The following is a 21,122-nucleotide window of genomic DNA, read 5'->3' on the forward strand; positions in this document are numbered from 1 at the left end:
AGGCGAAAGGTCTGAACATGACAAAAGCGAATTCAGGTCTCCTTTACCGAATTCGAACAAGATTGGCTCCGGCGCTGCTTGCGCCGCCGATTCTTGCGTTCTTGCCTGCGCTCACCCTTGCAACTTTCTGGATCGGTGGCGAAGCTGCTCTGCTTTGGGTTGCTCTGGGTATGCCTGTTCTTTTTGCTGCTTTTGGCGGTTTTTCCGCCTATGGCCGAAACCTTGCGCCGCGCGACAGTGTAACAGGGCTGATGCTGCGCGAAGGATTTGAGCTAGACATGGAGCGAATCGTTGAAGATTGCGCCAGAACCGAGCTCCGGTCGGCGCTGTACTACATCGAAATTGACGACTTCAAAGAGCTGAGCAACCGAGAGGGCCAAGATGCCTGCGACCGGGTTATTCAAAGCTGCGGCGAACGTATCGCCAGCACCCTGCGCAATGGCGATACGGTTGCCCGAATCGGCGACAGCAAATTTGCCGTCTGCCTGACCCCGGTGCTGCAACTGGATCTGGAAACCTGCGTGCAGATGGCAGGGCGCATTCAATCCGCCGTGGAAGAGCCGATCTCGCTGGATGGCACCACGGTCTATGTCTCTTGCTCTATCGGGTTTTGCCTGAATACCCGCGCGCCCAGCAAATCCTATAGCGACTGGTCTGGCGCAGCAGCGGCGGCGCTGTCCGACGCTCAGCAAAACGGCCCCTCTGGGATCCGGGTCTTTTCCAACGATATGCATCAACGCAGCAAAGCCCATGGCAACCTGCGCGAAGAAGCCGCCGAAGCGCTGGAGGCCGGTCATATCCAGCCCTGGTTCCAACCGCAGATCTGCACCGACACCGGCCGCGTTTCAGGCTTTGAGGCCCTGGCCCGCTGGATGCACCCTGTGCGCGGCCTGATTCCGCCCGGCAAGTTTCTGCCCCTACTGGAAGAAACCGGTCTGATGGAACGCCTTAGCCAGGTCATGCTCTACCATTCTCTGACTGCGCTAAATGCCTGGGATGCCGCAGGTCTGAAGGTGCCGGCCGTTGGCGTCAACTTTGCCACCCAAGAGCTGCGCAACCCCAATCTGGCGGAAAACATCAAGTGGGAGCTGGAACGCTTTGATCTGCCCCCGGCGCGTCTGTCGATCGAAATTCTGGAAACCGTGATGACGGATCGGCCCGATGATGTGGTAACCCGCAATATTGCTGCGCTCAGCGATCTGGGCTGCCATATTGAGCTGGATGACTTTGGCACCGGACATGCCTCTATCTCGGCGGTGCGTCGCTTCAATATCTCCCGGATCAAGATCGACCGCTCTTTTGTGCTGCGTGCCGACCGCGACCCGGAACAGCAAAAACTGATTGCCGCGATCCTGACCATGGCCGAGCGCCTGGACCTGGAAACCCTGGCCGAAGGGGTGGAAACCGCCGGCGAGCACGCGCTCTTGTCGCAGCTCGGCTGTGGCCACGTGCAGGGCTTTGGCATTGGCCGTCCGATGCCCTTTGACCAGACGCTTGACTGGATCACCGCACACGAAGCCAAACTGCAAGAGGCCCCGGAAATCGGCCGCCGCACCCGCTGATCCCCGCTTTTTCCAACGTCGGGGCGTATTGCCGCCCCTGATTTCCCCGATTCCACTTGACCTTTGGGGGTCATCTCTGTTGAACCCACCGTGTCATTCCCTACACGAGGTGGCAGTCCCAAATGGACGACCAGAACAAGAATCTTATTCTCGCAATCGCACTCAGCAGCCTCGTGCTTCTTGGGTGGATGTTTTTTTTCCCACCCCCAGAGGTCGAACCGACACCGGAGGCCCTGGCAACAGAATCTGTGCCCGCGTCCGCAGGTGACACCGCAAGCAGCCCTGGCGCTGATGCGACCGGGGCTGTCACCAGCCAGACCAGCGAAGAGGCCAGTGCTTCTGATGCGCCACGGATCAAGATCGAATCTGATCGCATCACCGGCAGCATCTCGCTGCAGGGCGGTCGTATCGACGATCTGGCGCTGAAAGATTACCGCGTCACCAACGATGCCCCGGAAATCGTCCAGTTCCTGTCGCCTGTCGGCGAACAGGGTGCCTATTACGCTCTCTACGGCTGGGCTCCAGGCAGCGGTCTTACCGCTGACGATGTCCCCGGTGCCAATACCCTGTGGCACACCCCTGATGGCGCCCAGCTAACGCCAGACACGCCCGTGACCCTGACCTGGGACAACGGCAAGGGCCTGACATTCAGTCGCACCATCGCGGTGGACGAGAACTATATGTTCTCTGTCAGCCAGTCGGTCAGCAATGCCTCTGGCAGCAATGTCTCGCTTGCGCCCTATGGCACATTGGCCCGCCATGGCGAGCCTGAGGATATGAAGAACTTCTTCATCCTGCACGAAGGCCTTGTTGGCATGGCCGATGGCGAGCTGTCAGAGCTGGACTATTCCGATGTCGCCGATTTTGACATTGACCCGCGCGACGGGTCGCGCTCTGAGGTCAAGCAGGTGGAAGGCAACGGCTGGATCGGCTTTACCGATCACTACTGGATGTCGACGCTGATCCCGGAGCCGGGCCAGTCCTTCCGCTCGATTGCCAAATATGACGAGCGTCGCAATATCTATCAGACCGATATCGTGCTGCCCACCGTCACCCTGGCCGATGGCGCCAGCACCGAGGTTACCACCCAGCTGTTTTCCGGTGCCAAGGAATGGGCCACCATTCGGGCCTATGAAAAGGGCGGCATCGCCGGTTTCCTCGACAGTATCGACTGGGGCTGGTTCTTCTTCCTGACCAAACCGATCTTTGCAGTTCTGCACTGGCTGAATGGTCTGATTGGCAACATGGGCTGGGCGATCATCGCGCTGACCGTGCTGATCAAGATCCTGGTCTTCCCGCTGGCTTATAAATCCTACGCCTCCATGGCCAAGATGAAAGAGCTGCAGCCAGAAATGGAAAAGCTGAAAGAGCGCTCTGGCGATGATCGGCAAAAGCAACAGAAAGAGATCATGGAGCTGTACAAGCGGGAAAAAGTGAACCCCGCTGCCGGCTGTTTGCCGATCCTGATCCAGATCCCGATCTTCTTCTCGCTCTACAAGGTGATCTTTGTCACGCTGGAACTGCGCCATGCGCCGTTCTTTGGTCCCTTCCAGGATCTGAGCGCACCGGATCCCACCTCGATCATGAACCTTTACGGGCTACTGCCCTGGGCCGGGCCAGCACCCGAAAGCCTGCTAGCATTGGTCTTTATCGGTATTCTGCCGCTGCTCTTGGGTATCTCGATGTTCTTGCAGCAAAAGCTGAACCCGGCGCCTACGGATCCGACACAGCAAATGATCTTTGCCTGGATGCCTTGGGTCTTCATGTTCATGCTGGGGGGCTTTGCCTCGGGGCTGGTGGTATATTGGATTGCCAACAACACCATCACCTTTACCCAGCAGTATCTGATCATGCGCAGCCATGGCTACACGCCGGATGTGTTTGGCAATATCAAGGCCAGCGTCAAGCGAAAGCCAAAGGCCGAGAACAAATGACAGCAACTGTCAAACAAATGTGGCGGCACCCGATCAAAGGGGTCGGGGCCGAACCATTGACACAGGTCCGTCTGGAGACAGGCGGGCCTATGCCGTTGGACCGGGCTTGGGCTGTGCTGACCGGCAAGGCCGAGGATACCGGCGCATGGCAGCACTGCCGCAATTTTGCCCGCGGCTGTTTCGGGCCCGAACTGATGGCGGTTACGGCTGAAACACAGGGGGCCCAGATTACGCTGCGCCACCCGAAACAGGGTGAAATCACCCTGAACCCTGCAACTGATGGCGCAAAACTGATCGATTGGCTGCAACCGATCTACCCGACTGATCGGCCGCAGCCGCACAGCCTGATTGCGGCCCCGGCGGGCGGCATGGCAGATGCCAGTTTTTCGGCGCTCTCGATTCTGTCGCTTAGCTCTCTGCGGGCGCTGGGGGAAACCCTGGGGCAGAAGCTGGACCCGCGCCGGTTCCGTGGCAACCTGTGGATCGACGGCCCTGCCCCCTTTGAGGAATTTGACTGGGTTGGGCGCCAGTTGCAGATAGGTGAGGTGCGTCTGGAAGTGGTCGACCGCATCACCCGTTGTCGCGCGACCGAAACCAACCCGGACACAGGCAAGCGCGACGCCAACACGCTAAAGGCCCTGCGCGAGCACTGGGGCCACACCGATTTCGGCATTCGTGCCAAGGTGCTGTGCGATGGGAAAATCGCCCTCACCGATACCCTGGAGGTTCTCTGATGCAGATCCCATTCTCTCTCGCCGAAGAGCCAGATCCAATCGCCGCTGAAAAGGGCCGCAAACTGTTTGCCGGCGAATCGGAATTTGTCAAAGGCGTCGTTGCCATGTCCGGCCTGCCCGAGGCCGACCGTATGGAAGTCTGCTTTGCTGGGCGTTCCAATGTAGGCAAATCCAGCCTGATCAACGCGCTGACCGGCACCAAGGGGCTGGCGCGGGCTTCCAACACACCGGGCCGCACGCAGGAAATCAACTTCTTCACCCAGGGGCCGGACCTCTATCTCGTCGATCTGCCCGGCTATGGCTATGCCAATGCGCCGCTGGCAGTAGTGGAAAAGTGGCAGAAACTGCTGAAACGATATCTCAGCGGTCGCCAGACCCTGCGCCGCGCCTTTGTGCTGATTGACAGCCGCCATGGCGTCAAGGATGTGGATGAAGAGATCATGAGCCTGCTCGACAGTTCCGCCGTGACCTTTCAATGCGTCATGACCAAGGCCGACAAGGTCAAAGCCAAGGACCGCGAGAAGGTGATAGAACAGGTGCGCACTGCCCTGTCCCGCCACCCGGCAGCCTATCCTGAAATCGTGCTGACCTCGTCGGAAAAAGGCGATGGCATCGCCACGCTACGCTCTATCATCACGGGCCTTGAGTAGGTGCTATCGCGCCTGCTGCCCTATGTGATGCTGCTGGCAATCACTGCTGCCGGGTTGATCCCGGCGGGGTGGATGCCGGCGCATGCAGGTAACGGCAAGGTGCTTTTGGTCATCTGTACCACCGATGGGGTCGAGGAGCGCTGGGTTGATCTGGGCGACGACGCGCCGCAGCCTATCCCGGCTGACCAGATGGATGACCGCAGCTGTCCTTTTTCAGCCCTATCAACCCATGGCAACCTCCCCCAGAACACGCCGCTTGTGCTCGATCTGACACCCTCCCTTGGGGCCCGCTGGGCACATGAGAGCTTTACCCATTATTCTGCCGGCTTCCACTGGCGCTACGATGCACGCGGGCCGCCTGCCCTCTCCTGAACCTTCAAAACACCAACGTTTTATCGCAGCCGACCGGGGCACCCCCCGGTAATGGCGCAGTTCAGATATGGAGAAATCCCATGGCGACCAGCCAACCGCATCCTGCGGGCCAATCGCGCTCGCTCACCGAAAAATTCTATTTTGCCGCCTGGCGCTGGCATTTTTACGCCGCGCTTTATGTCATCCCCTTCTTTGTGACCCTTGCCATCACCGGCCTGATGATGATGGTCATCACCCAGTTCGACGGGCGGGATGGCGAAACCATCCAGGTCACCCAGGGAGAAACCGCCCTCAGCCTGATCGAGCAATCGCAACGGGTTCTCGCCGCCCAGCCCGGCACCATTGCCGAATGGATCGGTCCCAAGGCGCCTGATCTTGCCGCTGTGTTCCGGGTCAAGACCGAAGAAGGCCAACGCCTGGTGGCCCTGAACCAGTACACCGGAGAAGTGATCGAGATCTGGGACCGCCGCGCTGGCTGGTATGATTTCGCCGACAATATCCATTCGGACCTGCTGATCGGCACCACTGGTGACCGGATGATCGAAATCGCAGCCGGGCTCGGCCTGGTGTTGATCTTCACCGGGCTTTACATCTGGTGGCCTCGCGGCAACGCCATGTCGGCCTTTGTGCCGGATCTGCGCGCCCGAGGCCGCGCCCTGTGGAAGAACCTGCATGCGGTCACCGGTTTCTGGATTTCGGCCATGCTGGTGATTTTTCTCATCTCTGGCCTGTCCTGGACTGGCATCTGGGGGGGGAAGATGATGCAAGCCTGGAGCACCTTTCCGGCTGAAAAATGGGACAATGTCCCCCTGTCCGATTCGATCCACGCCGATATGAACCACGGTGCCACCAATGACGTGCCCTGGGCGCTGGAACAGACCCCGATGCCCGCATCAGGATCGCAGGCTGGTATCACTGGCATTCCCGATGGCACCGCGATCAATATCGACAGCCTGGTAACGCTCGGCCGCAGGCTGGGCATGGAGGGGCGCTTTCGCGTGGCATATCCCGGCGGCGACGGTGGCGTCTGGACCATCAACCGCGACAGCATGAGCAGCGATTCAGATGATCCCTTTGTCGATCGCACCATCCATATCGACCAATACACCGGCAAGATCCTCGCGGATGTGAAATACGAAGACTATTCCTGGGCCGGCAAGGCCATGGCCGTGGGCATTCCGTTTCACATGGGGCTTATGGGCACCTGGAGCTTTGTCCTCAACGTGGTTTTCTGCCTGTCGGTGATCTTTGTCGCACTGTCCGGTCTGGTGCTCTGGGTCAAGCGCCGCCCTTCCGGGGCGGGCCGTCTGGCCGCCCCGCCGGTGCCTGCTGAAATGCCCTTCTGGAAAGGTGCTGTTTTGATTGGTCTTTTCACCTCGATGGCCTTCCCGCTGGTCGGCGCAACGCTATTGGCTGTGCTGGCCTTTGATCTGCTGATCCTCAGCAATATCCCTGCGATGAAACGCGCCTTGAGCTGACCGGGCTGGCGTCGCCCTGCACCTTCACCAGGGGGCGGTGCCTGAGGTCATGGGGCCTGTTGCGTCCCTTGAGGCCCCATTGACCCAAAGCCCCCGCAGAGCCTGGAGAGCGCTGCGGGGGCGGTTTTTTTGGGGGGGCGGCATTCCTGCCACCGTCAAACGTGCTGCGCGCCGTTCACCTCGATCTCGGCCCCCGAGATGTAAGAGCTTTCCTGCGAGCAGAGAAAGAAAATAGCCGCCGCCACTTCTTCGGGTTGGCCCAGACGCTGCATCGGCAGTTTTTCGACGATCTTATCGGTGCCCGGCGACAAAATCGCCGTCTCGACCTCTCCCGGTGCGATCGCATTGACCCGCACCCCGAGGGGCCCAAAGTCATGTGCCATCTCACGGGTCAACGCGGCCAGCGCCGCCTTGGACGTGGCATAGGCCGCCCCGGCAAAAGGATGCACCCGGCTGCCCGCGATGGATGTCACATTGACCACCGATCCCTTGGCCGCCGCCAATTCATCCTTCAGCCCGCGTGCCAGCACCACCGACGAAAAGAAATTGACGTGAAAAACCTTACCCCAGGTCATCAGGTCGGTGTCCAGGGTGTTCAAACGCGCGCCATCAGGGCCCTTGGGGGAAATGCCGGCGTTGTTGACCAGTGCATCCAGACGGCCGCCCAGGCGCTCTTGAATGATGCCCACCGCGTTGATGGTATCGCTAGGGTCAGACAAGTCCAGCTGGACATGGTCTTCGCGACCGCCGCCCCAGGGGCATTCCTCGGGGAAGGGATGGCGCGAACAGGTCATCACGCGCCAGCCTTCGGCATTGAACCGGCGCACTGTGGCATGGCCGATACCCCGGCTCGCACCGGTCAGAAGCAAAGTCTTTTGGCCCATCACACACTATCCATCTATTTGAAGCCTCTGCCGACACTATCAGCGCGCGGCTGCACTGCAATCGCTATGTGGCACTTGGCAGCGACGCCGGAAGCGCGTAACACCAGATGCCAAAGGGACCCCGAGCCATGAAGAAACAAGACATGAACCGCGACTGGATTGCCACTGCCGAAACACTGTCAAGCGCCCTGCCCTATTTGCAGCGCTATGATGGTGCCATTGTTGTCATCAAGCTGGGTGGCCATGCCATGGGCAGCGACGAGGCGATGGAAACATTTGCCCGCGACATCGTGCTGATGCGCCAGGTTGGGGTCAATCCCGTCATCGTGCATGGCGGTGGCCCGATGATCAACGCCATGCTGGACAAGCTGCAGATCAAGTCCGATTTTGTCGATGGCAAGCGGGTCACCGATCAGGCCACCATGGAAGTGGTGGAAATGGTGCTCTCAGGTGTGGTCAACAAGCGCATTGTGCAAGCGATCAACGCGCAGGGTGGCCGGGCCGTGGGACTGTCTGGCAAAGACGCCAATCTGATCACCTGCGATCAGGCCGATGCCAAGCTGGGCTTTGTTGGCGCACCCGCAGATATGGACCCGCAGGTGCTGCACGAGCTGTTTGAAAAGGACATCATCCCGGTGATTGCCCCCATCGGGGCTGGTCGCACGGGTGAGACCTTCAATATCAATGGCGATACTGCGGCTGGCGCCATCTCCACTGCGCTCAATGCCGACCGGCTGCTGCTGCTCACTGATGTGTCCGGCGTCAAGGATGCCAGCGGCGAGGTTGTGACCGAATTGAAAGCTGCTGATGTGGAACGGCTGACTGCCGAAGGCGTCATCGCAGGGGGCATGATCCCCAAGACGGAAACCGCTCTGGCGGCCGTTCGTTCCGGTGTGCGCGCCTGTACCATCGTGGATGGCCGGGTCAAAAATGCGGTTCTGCTGGAACTTTTCACCGATCACGGCGCGGGTTCGATGATCCGCGCCTAGGCTCTGGCCCAATCTCGTCGATTTTACGCCCCAGATGTTCCAAGGATCTGGTATCATCCCCCCAGGCTAGCCACGCCCTTGGGGGGGACCATGACAGTACAATATTATGCCGAGGCCACTCGGATCGCGGCTCAGCCCTGCGCTGCCACGCGCTCTCGGGCCCAGCGATATCTTCAGGTGGAACAGGTCGCGCAGGCGCAGGGGCTAGAGATCTACGGCGCCTTTCGACCTGCAGAGGCAGATCGGCCCGCCGTGGGCCTGTCGCTGGGTACGCTGGTTCTCTTGGGGACTGGCGGGCAATTCTGGCCACGTTTCACCAAGTCGTGCGAATATGCAGATGGTCAGCCTGATCCGATTGATCGCTGGTCGACCCGCATTGTCACGGCAATCGCCAGGGATCTGGGGGCAACGGCATATTTTCCATTTGGTGCGCCGCCCTATCAGCCCTTTGTCGCCTGGGCGCTGGCCTCGGGCCGTGCCTTCACATCACCGTCACAAATGCTGGTGCATGATCGCTATGGTATGCTGACATCATATCGCGGGGCTCTGCACTTTGATCAATCCTTTGACATACCCCCCCCTGTTTTGGCACAGTCTCCCTGCGCGACCTGTACATCCAAACCGTGTCTCACTTCCTGCCCTGCGCAGGCGCTGGTTGACGGCGGCCCCTATGATCTGGCGGCCTGTCACCACCACCTAGATAGCCCGGCCGGTACGCCCTGCATGACGCAGGGATGCCTTGCGCGTTGTGCGTGCCCTCTTAGCCAGCGGGCCGGAAGATGCTCTGACCAAACCGCCCATCACATGAGGTATTTTAACCCGTCATGACCCGAACCCTGATTCTGACCCGCCACGCCAAATCCGCCTGGGATACCAACTCCCCCAGCGACCATGCCCGCCCCCTGAACAACCGGGGCTACAGATCTGCCGCCGCCCTGGGCGACTGGCTGCGTCTGACAGGGCAAGGCCCCGATCAAATACTGTGCTCTTCAGCGCAGCGGAGCCGCGAAACCCAGGCTCAGTTACAACTCGACACGCCAACCATGTTCATCGAGCGGCTCTATCATGCCAGCCCGGACATCATTTTTCAGGCGCTGCGCGAAGCCGAACACAACCGCGTCATGCTGATCAGCCACAACCCCGGCATCGCCGCCTTTGCCCATGCCATCGTCGCCACCCCCCCGGATCACAATCGCTTTGGCGACTATCCAACCGGGGCCACCTTGGTGGCGCGATTTGATATCGACAGCTGGGCAGATCTGAACTGGGGCACGGGCCGCGTGATGGATTTTGTCGTACCCCGCGAATTGCTGAGCGAACCGGTCGACGCATAGCGCGACATAGCGCCGCTCCAGCGCGGGAGGCTTGTGGCAAAGCGAATCTGCACTGCCTAGGATCAAGCCTCCGGTAGAATTTGGTTCGCCATCGCAAAACCGTACGTCCCTTGACAGGAGCCCAGCCCATGATGCACCGCCGTTCCGTATTACTCGCAGCTTTGTCCCTGCCCATTGCCAATCTACCAGCCATGGCTGCTGCCGAGCCGGATATACTGGTGATGAAATCCCCCACCTGCGGCTGCTGCAGCGCCTGGGTGACCCATCTGGACGCCGCCGACCTGGGCCAGATTGAAAGCCGCAACCTTCCGGACGAACGGCTCTGGGAGATAAAGGCGCGGCTGGGGATCACTGAAGCGCTGGCCTCTTGCCACACAGCACTGCTGCTGGGCCGCTATGTGATCGAAGGTCACGTCCCTGCCAGCGACATTCGCCGCCTGATGCAAGACCAGCCAGACGCGCTGGGACTGACGGTTCCGGGCATGCCAATTGGATCGCCCGGCATGGAAATGCAGGATCAGAAAGAAGCCTTTGACACCCTGCTGATCCATGCGGATGGCACCACCTCCGTCTATGCAACACATTCCTGATTGATCACAGATCTGGCCTGATCGCAGACAGCTCTGGGCGAAATAAGAAAGGCCGGGCACAGTGCCCGGCCTTTTTGTTTGCTATGCATTGCAGCCTTAGTGACCCAGGATCTGGCTCAGGAACAGCTGCGTGCGTTCGCTTTTGGGATTGTTGAAGAACTCTTCCGGTTCGTTCTGTTCCACAATCTGGCCCGCATCCATAAAGATCACCCGGTTCGCCACCTGACGGGCAAAACCCATCTCGTGGGTCACGCAGAGCATGGTCATCCCCTCTTCGGCCAGCTCGATCATGGTATCGAGCACCTCTTTGATCATCTCAGGGTCCAGCGCCGATGTGGGTTCATCAAACAGCATGATCCGCGGCATCATGCACAGGCTGCGCGCGATCGCCACTCGCTGCTGCTGCCCACCCGAAAGCTGGCCTGGATATTTATTGGCCTGATCGGGAATCTTGACCTTTTCCAGAAAGTGCATCGCCCGTTCTTCAGCTTCTTTTTTGGGGGTCTTACGCACCCAAATCGGAGCAAGCGTGCAGTTTTCCAGAATGGTCAGATGCGGGAACAGGTTGAAGTGCTGGAAACACATCCCCACTTCCGAACGGATTTTATCAATGTTCTTCAAGTCATTCGACAACAGTGTCCCATCCACTTCGATGGATCCCTGCTGGTGTTCCTCCAGTGCATTGATGCAGCGGATCAAGGTGGATTTGCCCGAACCTGAAGGCCCACAGATCACGATCCGCTCTCCCTGGTTGACCGTCAGGTTGATATCGCGCAGCACGTGAAACGACCCGTACCACTTGTTCATCTGGTTGATGGTGATCGCGATTTCATCGGAGACTTGCATTTGAGAAGTGTCAGCCATTGTCCGGCCTCCTTATCGATGACCAGTGGCGAGACGACGCTCGAGCCACTGAGAGTATTGAGAAATGCCGTAACAAACGACAAAGAAGAGAGCGGCTGCGAAACCCAGAAGTTCCCAGTAGACCCCATTCCATTCCGTCGAGGCCAGAACGGGACCGCGGATCATGCCGACCAGATCGAACATCGAAATGACCGAAACCAGCGTGGTATCCTTGAACAGGCCAACAGCAACGTTGACGATGCCCGGAATAGAGATCTTCAGCGCCTGCGGCAGGATGATCAGGCGCATCGCCTGTGGGTAGTCCAACCCCAGACTGTCGGCCGCCTCATACTGGCCCTTTGGAAGCGCTGCGAGCCCGCCGCGGATCACCTCGGCGATATAAGCCGCCGAGAAGAGCGTGATCATGATGACCACCCGCAGGAACAGATCCACCGTCGCATCCGGCGGGAAGAAGTAGGACAGCATCACCGAGGCCACAAACAGCAGCGTGATCAGCGGTACACCGCGCACGAATTCGATAAAGACCACGCAGATCCATTTGATCAGCGGCATAGAGGACTGACGCCCCAGTGCCAGAGCAATCCCCAGCGGCACCGACAACGACACGCAGGTCACGCCAAGCATCATGTTGAGCATGAAGCCACCCAAATCCCGCGAGGGCACCGCAGTCAGCATTGCCGTTTCCGAGGCATTCTCTGGGATCAGCATGCCACCGATCTTCCAGATCACCAGCGCCGAGACAATGGCGCCAAAGAACCCGGCGGCAAAGCTGCCTTTGCCCAGTTTCTGGAACACCACCGCAGCAGCAGCAAACCCAAGCATCGCCACAATCGGCACCATGATGGAACCGCCCCAGATCAGCCAGAAGGCCAGGAAGGGGTAAATCACGGTAAAGCCCAGCAGTTTGCGCGGCAGGTCAAAGAACAAGACTGGTGCCATGGCAAAGAACAACAAGATCAGCGCCAGGTTCGGGCGCCAGTATTCTTCTTCCGGGTATTTGAAGCCATAAAGCAACTGCTGCCAGCGTTCCGCCAGGACAGAGAAACAGGCCCCTGTTTTACCCTGCAGCACCTCGCGGCATTCCGCCAGTGACGAGGTCGTCCAGATTCCGTTCAGGATCCAAGGCAGGGTACTGCTGAGAACCTTGTAGAGAACCGCAATCGCCACAAGGGTCAGGATGCCATTCGGGATATTCGAGAACAGGTTCTCGCGCACCCATTTATAAATCCCGGTTTCTCGCGCAGGTGGCGGCGATTCAGGGATAACGCTGGTCGCGACAAAAGCAATCGGGTTGTTGTTTTTATTGTCACTCATGGCTCAGCGCTCCTTCAGCTTAACGGAGGCATTATAGAGGTTCATCCCCATCGAGATCAGCAGCGAGGCCGTGAGGTAAAACAGCATCAGCAGCAGCACGCATTCGATCGCGCGCCCCGTCTGGTTCAAGGTGATCCCGCCCAGTGTCGCGGTGATATCAGCATATCCCACTGCAATCGCCAGCGAAGAGTTCTTGGTGATGTTCAAGAAGTTAGAGATCAACGGCGGGATGATCACCCGCAGCGCCTGCGGCAGCACCACCAGGTTCATGATCCGACCAGGACGCAGCCCCAAGGCAGCAGCTGCTTCTGTTTGTCCACTGGAAACCGCTTGGATGCCAGCACGCACGTTTTCCGCGATAAAGGCACCAGTATAGATCGACAGAGCAAACCACAGCGCAATCAAGGGCGCACCGATTTGAATGCCGCCGCGCAGGTTGAATCTGTTGGCGAGCGGATCTGGTGCATCCAGGCCGATTGGTTGCCCGAGAAGGAAAAAGATGATCACGGTGGGCAAAATCAGGATTGCCAGACTTGGCCAGCCCATCGGTAACAGCTTACCGGTATCATACAGCAGTTTCGTGGCATAACGACGATAGGCGAACATCGCAAAAATCGAGACGAAGAAAACAGCAACAACAATCATCGACCCGTCATTCCACACCGGCGCAGGTGCATAAATGCCCCGGTTGGTAAAGGCGAAGAGACCAAATACCAGCTCCCGCTCTGGATTCTCACCCAGATAGGCCCTCGCACCCGGCATCACGGCGGTCATGATGGTAAAAATGATGATGATCCAGATCAGCACCGGAATGTTGCGAAAGATCTCAACATAAACGGCCATCAGTTTGGACACCAACCAGTTGTTGGACAACCGCAGCACCCCGGCGATCACACCAAAGATCGTGGCGGTTATACAGGCCAGGACAGCAACCAGCAGGGTGTTGAGAATCCCGACAAGGGCGGCGCTTGCATGGCTTGACTGGCTATCATATTCGATCAGACGCTGGTTGATATCATAGCCCGAACGATCGCCGAGGAAATCGTAAGAGATATTCAGGCCAGCAGCCCGCAGATTCTGAATAAGATTGTTTCCCAGATACCAGATGGCCAGGGCAAGAACCAAGGCGGCTATCGCCTGGAAGGTCAGCGATCGATAGCGGGTATCGTTGACCAACATGGACAGTCGGAACTGTTCCTTTGGTGGGTCAGTGAGAGTTGACATGAATGAGAGATCCCCGTGGCTCATAGATCTATCCTTCGGCGGGGTTGGGTCCCTGCTCGCGTCAGATCTAAAGCGTTCTTTGAGTGGATAGTAACTGTAAGAAAAAGGGCGCAGGAAGCCCTGCGCCCTTTCCTAGTTGGATCTTAGCGGAAAGGAGGCGAATACAGCAGGCCGCCTTTGGTCCACTGTGCGTTCAACCCACGCGCCAGACCGATGGGGGTGGCTTCACCGATGTTGTTGGCAAAGACTTCACCGTAGTTACCACCAGCGGCAATTGCGTTCTTGGCCCAGTCAGCCGACAGACCAAGCATCTCGCCCAGGGTACCTTCGGTGCCCAGCAGACGGTTGATTTCAGGGTTGTTGGTGCCAGCGGCCATCTCAGCGAGATTCGCAGATGTCACACCCAGCTCTTCAGCAGAGATCAGTGCATTCAGGGTCCAGCGTACAACATCACCCCATTCGTGGTCGCCGTGACGGACCAGTGGGCCAAGAGGCTCTTTAGAGATGATTTCAGGCAGCAGCGCGTGCTCATCGGGTGCCTCAAAAGTGGCACGAGTGGCCGCCAGGCCGGATGCATCCGTGGTGTAAACGTCACAGGCACCTGCCAGGTACTGCTGCTGCGCTTCTGCGTTGGTTTCGATTGGAACCGGCTCGTAGCTGATGTTGTTGGACCGGAAGAAATCCGCCAGGTTCAGCTCGGTGGTGGTGCCGGTCTGAATGCAGACTGTGGCGCCATCAAGTTCTTTGGCCGAGGAAACGCCCAGCTCTTTCGGGACCATAAAGCCCTGACCGTCGTAGTAGTTCACGCCGGTGAATTCAAACTTCAGATCAACATCGCGCGAGAAAGTCCAGGTGGTGTTCCGGGCCAGCACGTCGATTTCGCCAGAGGCCAGCGCGGTGAAACGCGTCTTGCCGGTGGTTGGCACAAATTCAACAGCGGTCGCATCACCCAGTACAGCCGCAGCAACAGCGCGACAGAGGGCAACGTCAAAGCCTTCCCATTCGCCACTCGCATTTGGGGCAGCAAATCCGACCAGACCAGTGGTGACGCCGCAGTTCAGTTTGCCGCGTGCCTTCACGTCGTCCAGCGTGCCAGCAGCTGCTGCACCAGCAGACAGACCGGCAATGGTCAGCGCGCCCAAAATAACGGTATTTTTCATATTTACCTCTTCCTGATGTCCCACCTATTTCGGTGGTTTTTTTGCCCGGCAGGCAGGCCGCCGGATATGGTTTGAAATAGGGCAGAGCCCCTTTCGTACAGGGAGTTTGGGCGCATTCATCAACAAACGTCAAGTGTGCGATCATGAAATTCGATGTCCGCATAGCGTACTTTTGCTATTCGATACAAAATTTCACGATCACGACTCCTGCCGCAACTTGCTGTCTTTTCAGCTAAAGTCGTAAAATGCTTTAGCGTGTATAAAGGCGGTGCGTTTCAATTCAGCAGTTGTTTCGGCCTCTTCATCGCTGCCCCACTGCTCTGCCTGCCAGGCTTCATCCAAACGCGAGATCCGCCAAATATCATCCGCCGTGCGCCAATCTTGCGCCGCAGCAAATCCCAGCACCAGGGAACCGGACATCGACACAAGGTCGTGAAATGCTGCCAGCTGAAAGGGGCTCAGCCCATGTACAGCATGACGCAGGCTGCGCAGCGCCGCCGCATCCTGGGGCCGATGCAGCAATCCGGTGCGCGGCTCTAGTCGGACACCAAGGGCCTGTTCGGCCCAGTCCAGCGCCGGATCCCATTCTGCCGCCTGACGCTGCACCAGTTCCTGTGGCGAATCGGCGCGATAGCACAGCAGATCCGAATCGCCGTATTCCGCCAGCATATCCGCGACTTCACCGTGTTGATTCGCAACCTTGTCGATCGCAGCATTGGCAGATCGGGTAAAAGGCATGGTCTCTGGATTGATCACCTCGGACTGGGCATCCCATTCAGTGGCGATAGCCTCGGCCATGGCACGGCTGGGCACCATCAGTGCGGCCTTCGCCGGGGTCTTGACCATGCGGCCATCCAGCGCCACGCCAAACCCATCTTCCGCCTCGGTCACGTCTGCCTGTTTCCAGAACCGTTTCTGCGCCCAGTTGCTCATGCCTTATGCCTTCCAAATCTGTTGCAGCAGCGGTGCCAATTGCGCAAAGCTGCTGATGACATGATCCGCACCCAGCCCGGCCGCCGGGTGATAGCCCCAGTCCACGGCAATCGTGCAAACGCCAGCCGCGCGGCCCATGTCGATGTCAAAACTTGTATCCCCAATCATCACCGCCTGCTCTGGCGCGAGCCCGGTTTCCGCCAGCGCCGTCAGCACCATCGACGGATGCGGTTTAGAGGGGTGATGATCCGCCACCTGCCGGGTGACAAAACAGGTCAGCCCATGCGCCTCTATCAGCGCATCCAGGCCGCGTTGCGATTTGCCAGTTGCCACCCCAAGCAAATACTCAGGGACTGCATGCAACGCCGCCAGGGTTTCGGCCGCACCGGGAAACAGTGGCGAATGGCCCGCCCCCTGCGCCAGGCGCTGGGTCATATAAGCGGATTTATAGCCCGCAACCAACTGTGCCTGCTGATCCGCCGAGGCCTGCGGTGCGAGTTGGGCCATGGCCAGCGGCAGCGACAGGCCCACAATCGACAGGATATCGCCGTGGTCGGGCGGTGTCAGTCCGGCCCCGTCAAAGGCCAGCCGCATCGCGGCGGCAATGGCACTCTGGCTATCTGCCAGGGTGCCGTCCACATCAAACAGGATCAATCGCAGATCTGCGCTCACAGCAGCGCCTCAAAGGGATCATCTGCCGCCAGATCTTCGCTCCAGCCGAAAGTATTCCAGCTGTCTTTCATGTGATCCGGCAGATCCGCAGTGACAACGATGTCCTTGCGGGTGGTCGGATGTTCAAACACCATGCGCCGCGCGTGCAGGTGCAGCTTCTTGCTGATGTCACCGCCCAGCTGTGCGCCCCAGCCATCGCCAAGGTTTTCCTGGCCCGAACCACCGTATTTGCCGTCGCCGATGATGGGATGACCAATTTCCGCCATATGCACCCGCAGCTGGTGGGTGCGCCCGGTCACCGGTTCCATCGCCACCCAAGCAGCCCGACCAGCCACCCGATAGAGTGTCGCGTAAAAGGTATGCGCCCGTTTAGCGCCGGGGGTGCGATCAATCTCGGACGGATGCACGGCGATCATCTTTTCGCCTTCACCGCTGCGGCCATGGCCCGCAGCCTTGACCAGGCCCGCCTTGATTTCCCCCAGATAGGGGGTCGGCACACCAGCCACCAGCGCCCAGTAAATCTTGCGCGTGTTGCGATGGCGGAATGCAGCAGTCAGCGCCTTGGCCGCCAGTCGGGTCCGGGCCAGTACCAGAACGCCCGAGGTATCCTTGTCCAGACGATGCACCAGGCGCGGTTTTTCTTCCGCGTCAAAGCGCAGCGCCTCTGACAGCCCATCCACATGTTTCGTGGTGCCGCTACCGCCCTGCACCGCCAGCCCAGCCGGCTTGTTCAGAACGATGACATCGTCATCCTTGTAAATCACGCAGTCGCGGATCATCTTGGCGTCCGCTTCGGAAACCCGGGCCACGCGCGGCTCTGCAGGTTTCAAATCCGAGGCCGCCAGCGGCGGCACCCGCACCACCTGGCCGGCAGTCACCCGCGTGTTGGCCTTGACCCGACCGCCGTCCAGACGCAGCTCCCCCTTGCGGCACATCTTCTCAATGCGGCCCTGGTTCACATGCGGGAACAGACGCCGCAGCCAGCGGTCAATCCGCTGGTCGTCATCCTCTTCGGTCACCGTGATCATCTGTACGCCGCTCATGCGAACACTCCTCTTGCGAGCCATAGGCCCAAAAACAATCCGCCGACCGACAGGCCCACCGAAAGCAAAACATAGACCGCAGCCTGCCCAAAGGCACCGCGCTCAATCATATTGGCACTCTCCAAAGAGAAGGCCGAAAACGTGGTGAACCCGCCCAGAAACCCGGTCATCACCAGCGGGCTCAGGTGGGTCAGCCCCCTATGCGCCGCCAGCACCACAAAGCCCCCCATCAGACAAGAACCGATCACATTCACAGTGATGATCGCCAGCGGAAACTCCTGATGGCCAATCAAGCGTGTAACGCCCAGACCTGTCAGATAGCGGAGCACCGCACCAGTAGCGCCGCCCAGAGCGACCAGAGAGAGAGTTGAAATCATCAAGGGTCTGTGGCGCGCACGCGGGTGGATGTCAAGTTTTAGCCGCTATGCAGGCTTGATCGCCGTAAGTTTTGCACGCCTATCCGTCAAATCGGTAGCGCAGGGTTGATGGGTCCTGGCCCTAGGAGTTTCGCTGCTGACGCAGTTTGGCAAAATAGGCACTGCGCCGTTTCAATTCCCGTTCAAACCCGCGTTCGACCGGTCGATACAGCACCGGTCGCTTGACCCCATCGGGAAAGTAGTTCTGCCCCGAAAACCCATCCTCGGCGTCGTGGTCATAGGCATAGCCATCGCCATAACCCTGTTCGGCCATCAGCTTGGTTGGCGCATTCATGATATGCTTGGGTGGTGGGGTGCTGCCGGTATCCTTGGCCAGGCGGCGGGCCGCCTTGATGCCCACATAGACCGCATTGGATTTGGGTGCGAGCGCCAGATAGACTGCGGCATTTGCCAGCGCCAGTTCGCCCTCGGGGCTGCCAAGCCGTTCATAGGTATTCCAGGCGTTCAGACACACCGTATTGGCCTGCGGATCCGCCAGGCCAATGTCCTCGGTCGACATCATGGTCAGGCGGCGGGCCAGAAACCGAGGGTCTTCCCCGCCCTCAAGCATCCGCGCCAGCCAGTACAGGGCGGCGTCCGGGTCCGATCCGCGAATGGATTTGTGCAGGGCCGAGATCAGATTGTAGTGCTCATCACCGGATTTATCGTATTTGGTGGCGCGCCGCATCAGCCGGGTCGCCAGGGCCTCGCGTCCCAAAGGAGCCTTCACCTGCCAGGCCGCGACCTGTTCAATCAGGTTCAACAAGGCCCGCCCATCACCATCTGCCATCTCTTGCAGGGCGTCGCGCGCCTCACCGCTCAGCGGCAGGGCGCGGCCCAGGTCCTGTTCGGCGCGCTGGGTCAGCCGTTCGAGATCGGCCAGCGACAGACGTTCCAGCACCAGCACCTGCGCCCGCGACAGCACCGCCGCGTTCAGCTCAAACGAGGGGTTTTCGGTGGTGGCCCCAACCAGAAGGATGGTGCCATCCTCCATATAGGGCAGAAAACCATCCTGCTGCGCCTTGTTGAAGCGATGGATTTCATCAACGAACAATAGGGTGCCCTGGCCATTCTGGCGGCGGATCTTGGCCGCCTCGAACACCTTGCGCAGTTCTGGCACCCCAGTGAAAATCGCCGAAATCTGAACAAAGTGCAGATCCGTTTCACGGGCCAACAGCCGGGCAATGGTGGTTTTGCCCACCCCAGGCGGCCCCCAGAACACCAACGAGGAGAGCGACCCGGACGACAGCATCACCCCCAGAGGCCCCTCCTCCCCCAGAATCTGTGCCTGACCGATCACCTCTCCCAGGCTCTGCGGGCGCAGCCGGTCGGCCAGGGGCCGGTTCACATCCCCTGCGGGATCTGTCCCAGTGTCGGGTGCGCTGCCAAACAGATCAGCCATGGATCAGCGCCGCATATGCAGGCTGACCCGCTGGCCCCGCCTGTTCAAATCAAATCGAACCCGGCGTCCGGCCTCTTCCAGCAGGCGCGGCACATCCGTCGGCGCCGCAACCAAAGCGCCATTGATCTCCATCAGAATATCGCCCGCCCTGACCCCGGCGCGCCCGGCAAAGGGGCCAGGATCCAGCACCACAACGCCGCTGGCCGAGAGCGGCAGTTGCAGCCGCACGATGGCGACCGGATTGATCAACCCGACGGTAAAACCCGGAAGGGCGCTGTCTTCAGTCATCACCAGCGATTCACCTGGCGGATCATTCGGGGCGGCATACATTTCAACCATGAGCGTCTCACGCTGGTCACCGCGCAGCCGGGTGACTTCGGAAATACCGTTCAACCCGGCCACAGACATGCGAAACACCATCTCAGAGGGGGAATTCACCACCTCGCCATCCACTTCGGTGATCACATCGCCAACCTCGAACCCGGCCTTGGCAAAGGGGCTCTTGGGGTGAAGTTCGGAAATCACCATGCCTTCTGGCAAGTTCATCCCCAGCGATCCTGCCAGATCCGCATCCACCGGCTGGCCCGTCATCCCGGCCCAGGGCCGCTGAAAGGCCTCGGCGCCATCATGCGCCTGTTTGACAAATTCGCGCACCAGATTGGCAGGAATGGCAAAGCCAATACCGTTGGACCCGCCAGAACGGCTGAGAATACGCGTGTTGATGCCAATGAGATCGCCGTTCACGTCAATCAGCGCCCCGCCCGAATTGCCCGGATTGATCGGCGCATCGGTCTGAATGTAATAGCCAAAACCTTCGCCAGAGGCGGTGCCACTGCGCGCCAGGCCCGAGACAATACCGCTGCTGACGGTCTGGCCCACCCCAAAGGGATTGCCGATCGCCAGAGCCAGTTCGCCGACCTCAACCTTGTCACTATCGCGCAGCGCCAGGAACGGAAGATCCGCAGCGCCATCCAGTTGCAGGATCGCCAGATCGCTGGCCTGATCTGCAAGAACCACCTGCGCATCATATTCGCGTTTATCCGTGGTCACGACGCGAATTTCGGTGGCCATGCCCACCACATGATAGTTCGACACCACGATGCCATCCGCCGACAGGATGACGCCAGAGCCAAGCGAGCTTTCGACGCGGGGTCGCGGGCTGGTGAAACCGCGAAAGAAGTCGTCGAAAAACGGATCATTCATGAAAGGCGAACGCTGTTGGGTCTGGCGCACCACCTTTGCATAGATATTCACCACAGCCGGGGCCGCCTGTTTCACCAAGGGCGCAAAGCCCAGCGAAATTTCCGCCTGGGATTGCGGCACGCGCGTTTGCGCACTGACCGAAGCCAAAGGCAACAGCACCACAGCGGCTATGAACGCAAGGGTCAGAACCTTGGGAAACGAAAGGACTGCGCGGACCATGGGACCTCCGAGAATTGTGATCCCTCAGGATATGCGGAGCCGCACCCCGGATTGCAAGCACTGAGACAATGCCGACGCCGGCACATCATCGGCAGAAACGCCGGACAACGAAAAACCCCCGCCTGAAACCAGACGGGGGCCAATT

Annotated in this window: 21 protein-coding genes; 10 read left to right on the top strand and 11 right to left on the bottom strand. The window is 59.4% G+C overall.

Features of this window, described 5'->3' with window-relative positions; translation table 11 throughout:
- Positions 1-17 precede the first annotated feature (17 nt).
- The 6 genes from P2081_RS14070 (at position 18) to P2081_RS14095 (ending at position 6,730) form a co-directional block, all read left to right on the top strand.
- Positions 18-1,562 carry a putative bifunctional diguanylate cyclase/phosphodiesterase gene (locus P2081_RS14070; RefSeq protein ID WP_278923509.1) on the top strand — a complete coding sequence of 515 codons (1,545 nt, stop codon included), beginning with the start codon at positions 18-20 and terminating at the stop codon, positions 1,560-1,562.
- A gap of 122 nt (positions 1,563-1,684) precedes the next feature.
- Complete coding sequence (gene yidC, locus P2081_RS14075) at positions 1,685-3,496, top strand: membrane protein insertase YidC (protein ID WP_278923510.1); 1,812 nt, start codon at positions 1,685-1,687, stop codon at positions 3,494-3,496.
- Positions 3,493-4,230 carry an MOSC domain-containing protein gene (locus tag P2081_RS14080; protein ID WP_278923511.1) on the top strand — a complete coding sequence of 246 codons (738 nt, stop codon included), beginning with the start codon at positions 3,493-3,495 and terminating at the stop codon, positions 4,228-4,230. The genes yidC and P2081_RS14080 overlap by 4 nt, the downstream gene beginning before the upstream one ends.
- Positions 4,230-4,880, top strand: a complete 651-nt coding sequence (yihA, locus tag P2081_RS14085) for a ribosome biogenesis GTP-binding protein YihA/YsxC (protein WP_278923512.1) — start codon at positions 4,230-4,232, stop codon at positions 4,878-4,880. The genes P2081_RS14080 and yihA overlap by 1 nt, the downstream gene beginning before the upstream one ends.
- The gene (locus P2081_RS14090) at positions 4,881-5,252 is read left to right on the top strand and encodes a DUF2946 family protein (protein WP_278923513.1); all 372 of its coding nucleotides are present in this window, start codon (positions 4,881-4,883) and stop codon (positions 5,250-5,252) included.
- Between the two features lie 80 nt (positions 5,253-5,332).
- Positions 5,333-6,730 (top strand): PepSY-associated TM helix domain-containing protein, encoded by a 1,398-nt coding sequence (locus P2081_RS14095; RefSeq protein WP_278923514.1) that lies wholly within the window; start codon positions 5,333-5,335, stop codon positions 6,728-6,730.
- A gap of 155 nt (positions 6,731-6,885) precedes the next feature.
- On the opposite strand, the gene P2081_RS14100 is transcribed toward P2081_RS14095, so the two are convergent.
- Positions 6,886-7,614 (bottom strand): SDR family NAD(P)-dependent oxidoreductase, encoded by a 729-nt coding sequence (locus P2081_RS14100; RefSeq protein WP_278923515.1) that lies wholly within the window; start codon positions 7,612-7,614, stop codon positions 6,886-6,888.
- Positions 7,615-7,742: 128 nt separating this feature from the next.
- Here P2081_RS14100 and argB point away from each other — a divergent pair, with 128 nt between their 5' ends.
- The 4 genes from argB (at position 7,743) to P2081_RS14120 (ending at position 10,527) form a co-directional block, all read left to right on the top strand.
- Positions 7,743-8,603: an acetylglutamate kinase gene (gene argB / locus P2081_RS14105; protein ID WP_278923516.1), complete on the top strand. Its 861-nt coding sequence runs from the start codon at positions 7,743-7,745 to the stop codon at positions 8,601-8,603.
- 90 nt (positions 8,604-8,693) lie between these two features.
- A complete protein-coding gene (locus P2081_RS14110; protein ID WP_278923517.1) occupies positions 8,694-9,431 on the top strand; it encodes a ferredoxin in 738 nt (245 codons plus the stop codon).
- Positions 9,428-9,937 carry a SixA phosphatase family protein gene (locus P2081_RS14115; protein ID WP_278923518.1) on the top strand — a complete coding sequence of 170 codons (510 nt, stop codon included), beginning with the start codon at positions 9,428-9,430 and terminating at the stop codon, positions 9,935-9,937. Before P2081_RS14110 ends, P2081_RS14115 begins: the two co-directional genes overlap by 4 nt.
- A gap of 131 nt (positions 9,938-10,068) precedes the next feature.
- A complete protein-coding gene (locus tag P2081_RS14120) occupies positions 10,069-10,527 on the top strand; it encodes a DUF411 domain-containing protein (RefSeq protein WP_278923549.1) in 459 nt (152 codons plus the stop codon).
- Between the two features lie 96 nt (positions 10,528-10,623).
- Here the strand turns inward: P2081_RS14120 and P2081_RS14125 are convergent, their stop codons facing one another.
- The 10 genes from P2081_RS14125 to P2081_RS14170 form a co-directional block, all read right to left on the bottom strand.
- Positions 10,624-11,373, bottom strand: a complete 750-nt coding sequence (locus P2081_RS14125; protein WP_417700779.1) for an amino acid ABC transporter ATP-binding protein — start codon at positions 11,371-11,373, stop codon at positions 10,624-10,626.
- A 30-nt stretch (positions 11,374-11,403) separates the two neighbouring features.
- Positions 11,404-12,705, bottom strand: coding sequence for an amino acid ABC transporter permease (locus P2081_RS14130; RefSeq protein ID WP_278923520.1), 1,302 nt, complete (start codon positions 12,703-12,705; stop codon positions 11,404-11,406).
- A gap of 3 nt (positions 12,706-12,708) precedes the next feature.
- Positions 12,709-13,929: an amino acid ABC transporter permease gene (locus P2081_RS14135; protein ID WP_278923521.1), complete on the bottom strand. Its 1,221-nt coding sequence runs from the start codon at positions 13,927-13,929 to the stop codon at positions 12,709-12,711.
- Positions 13,930-14,072: 143 nt separating this feature from the next.
- Positions 14,073-15,089 (bottom strand): amino acid ABC transporter substrate-binding protein, encoded by a 1,017-nt coding sequence (locus P2081_RS14140; protein ID WP_278923522.1) that lies wholly within the window; start codon positions 15,087-15,089, stop codon positions 14,073-14,075.
- A 228-nt stretch (positions 15,090-15,317) separates the two neighbouring features.
- The gene (locus tag P2081_RS14145; protein ID WP_278923523.1) at positions 15,318-16,022 is read right to left on the bottom strand and encodes an ATP12 family chaperone protein; all 705 of its coding nucleotides are present in this window, start codon (positions 16,020-16,022) and stop codon (positions 15,318-15,320) included.
- Positions 16,023-16,025: 3 nt separating this feature from the next.
- Positions 16,026-16,694, bottom strand: coding sequence for an HAD-IA family hydrolase (locus P2081_RS14150; protein ID WP_278923524.1), 669 nt, complete (start codon positions 16,692-16,694; stop codon positions 16,026-16,028).
- Positions 16,691-17,737, bottom strand: coding sequence for an RluA family pseudouridine synthase (locus P2081_RS14155; protein ID WP_278923525.1), 1,047 nt, complete (start codon positions 17,735-17,737; stop codon positions 16,691-16,693). The genes P2081_RS14150 and P2081_RS14155 overlap by 4 nt, the downstream gene beginning before the upstream one ends.
- Positions 17,734-18,114: a fluoride efflux transporter CrcB gene (gene crcB, locus P2081_RS14160; RefSeq protein ID WP_278923526.1), complete on the bottom strand. Its 381-nt coding sequence runs from the start codon at positions 18,112-18,114 to the stop codon at positions 17,734-17,736. Before crcB ends, P2081_RS14155 begins: the two co-directional genes overlap by 4 nt.
- Positions 18,115-18,235: 121 nt before the next feature.
- Entirely contained in the window at positions 18,236-19,555 is a 1,320-nt protein-coding gene (locus P2081_RS14165) for a replication-associated recombination protein A (protein ID WP_278923527.1), read from the bottom strand.
- 3 nt (positions 19,556-19,558) lie between these two features.
- A complete protein-coding gene (locus tag P2081_RS14170; RefSeq protein ID WP_278923528.1) occupies positions 19,559-20,977 on the bottom strand; it encodes a trypsin-like peptidase domain-containing protein in 1,419 nt (472 codons plus the stop codon).
- Positions 20,978-21,122 lie beyond the last annotated feature (145 nt).

Origin of the sequence: Pseudophaeobacter profundi (genome assembly GCF_029697505.1) — a bacterium.
GTDB lineage: Bacteria > Pseudomonadota > Alphaproteobacteria > Rhodobacterales > Rhodobacteraceae > Pseudophaeobacter > Pseudophaeobacter profundi.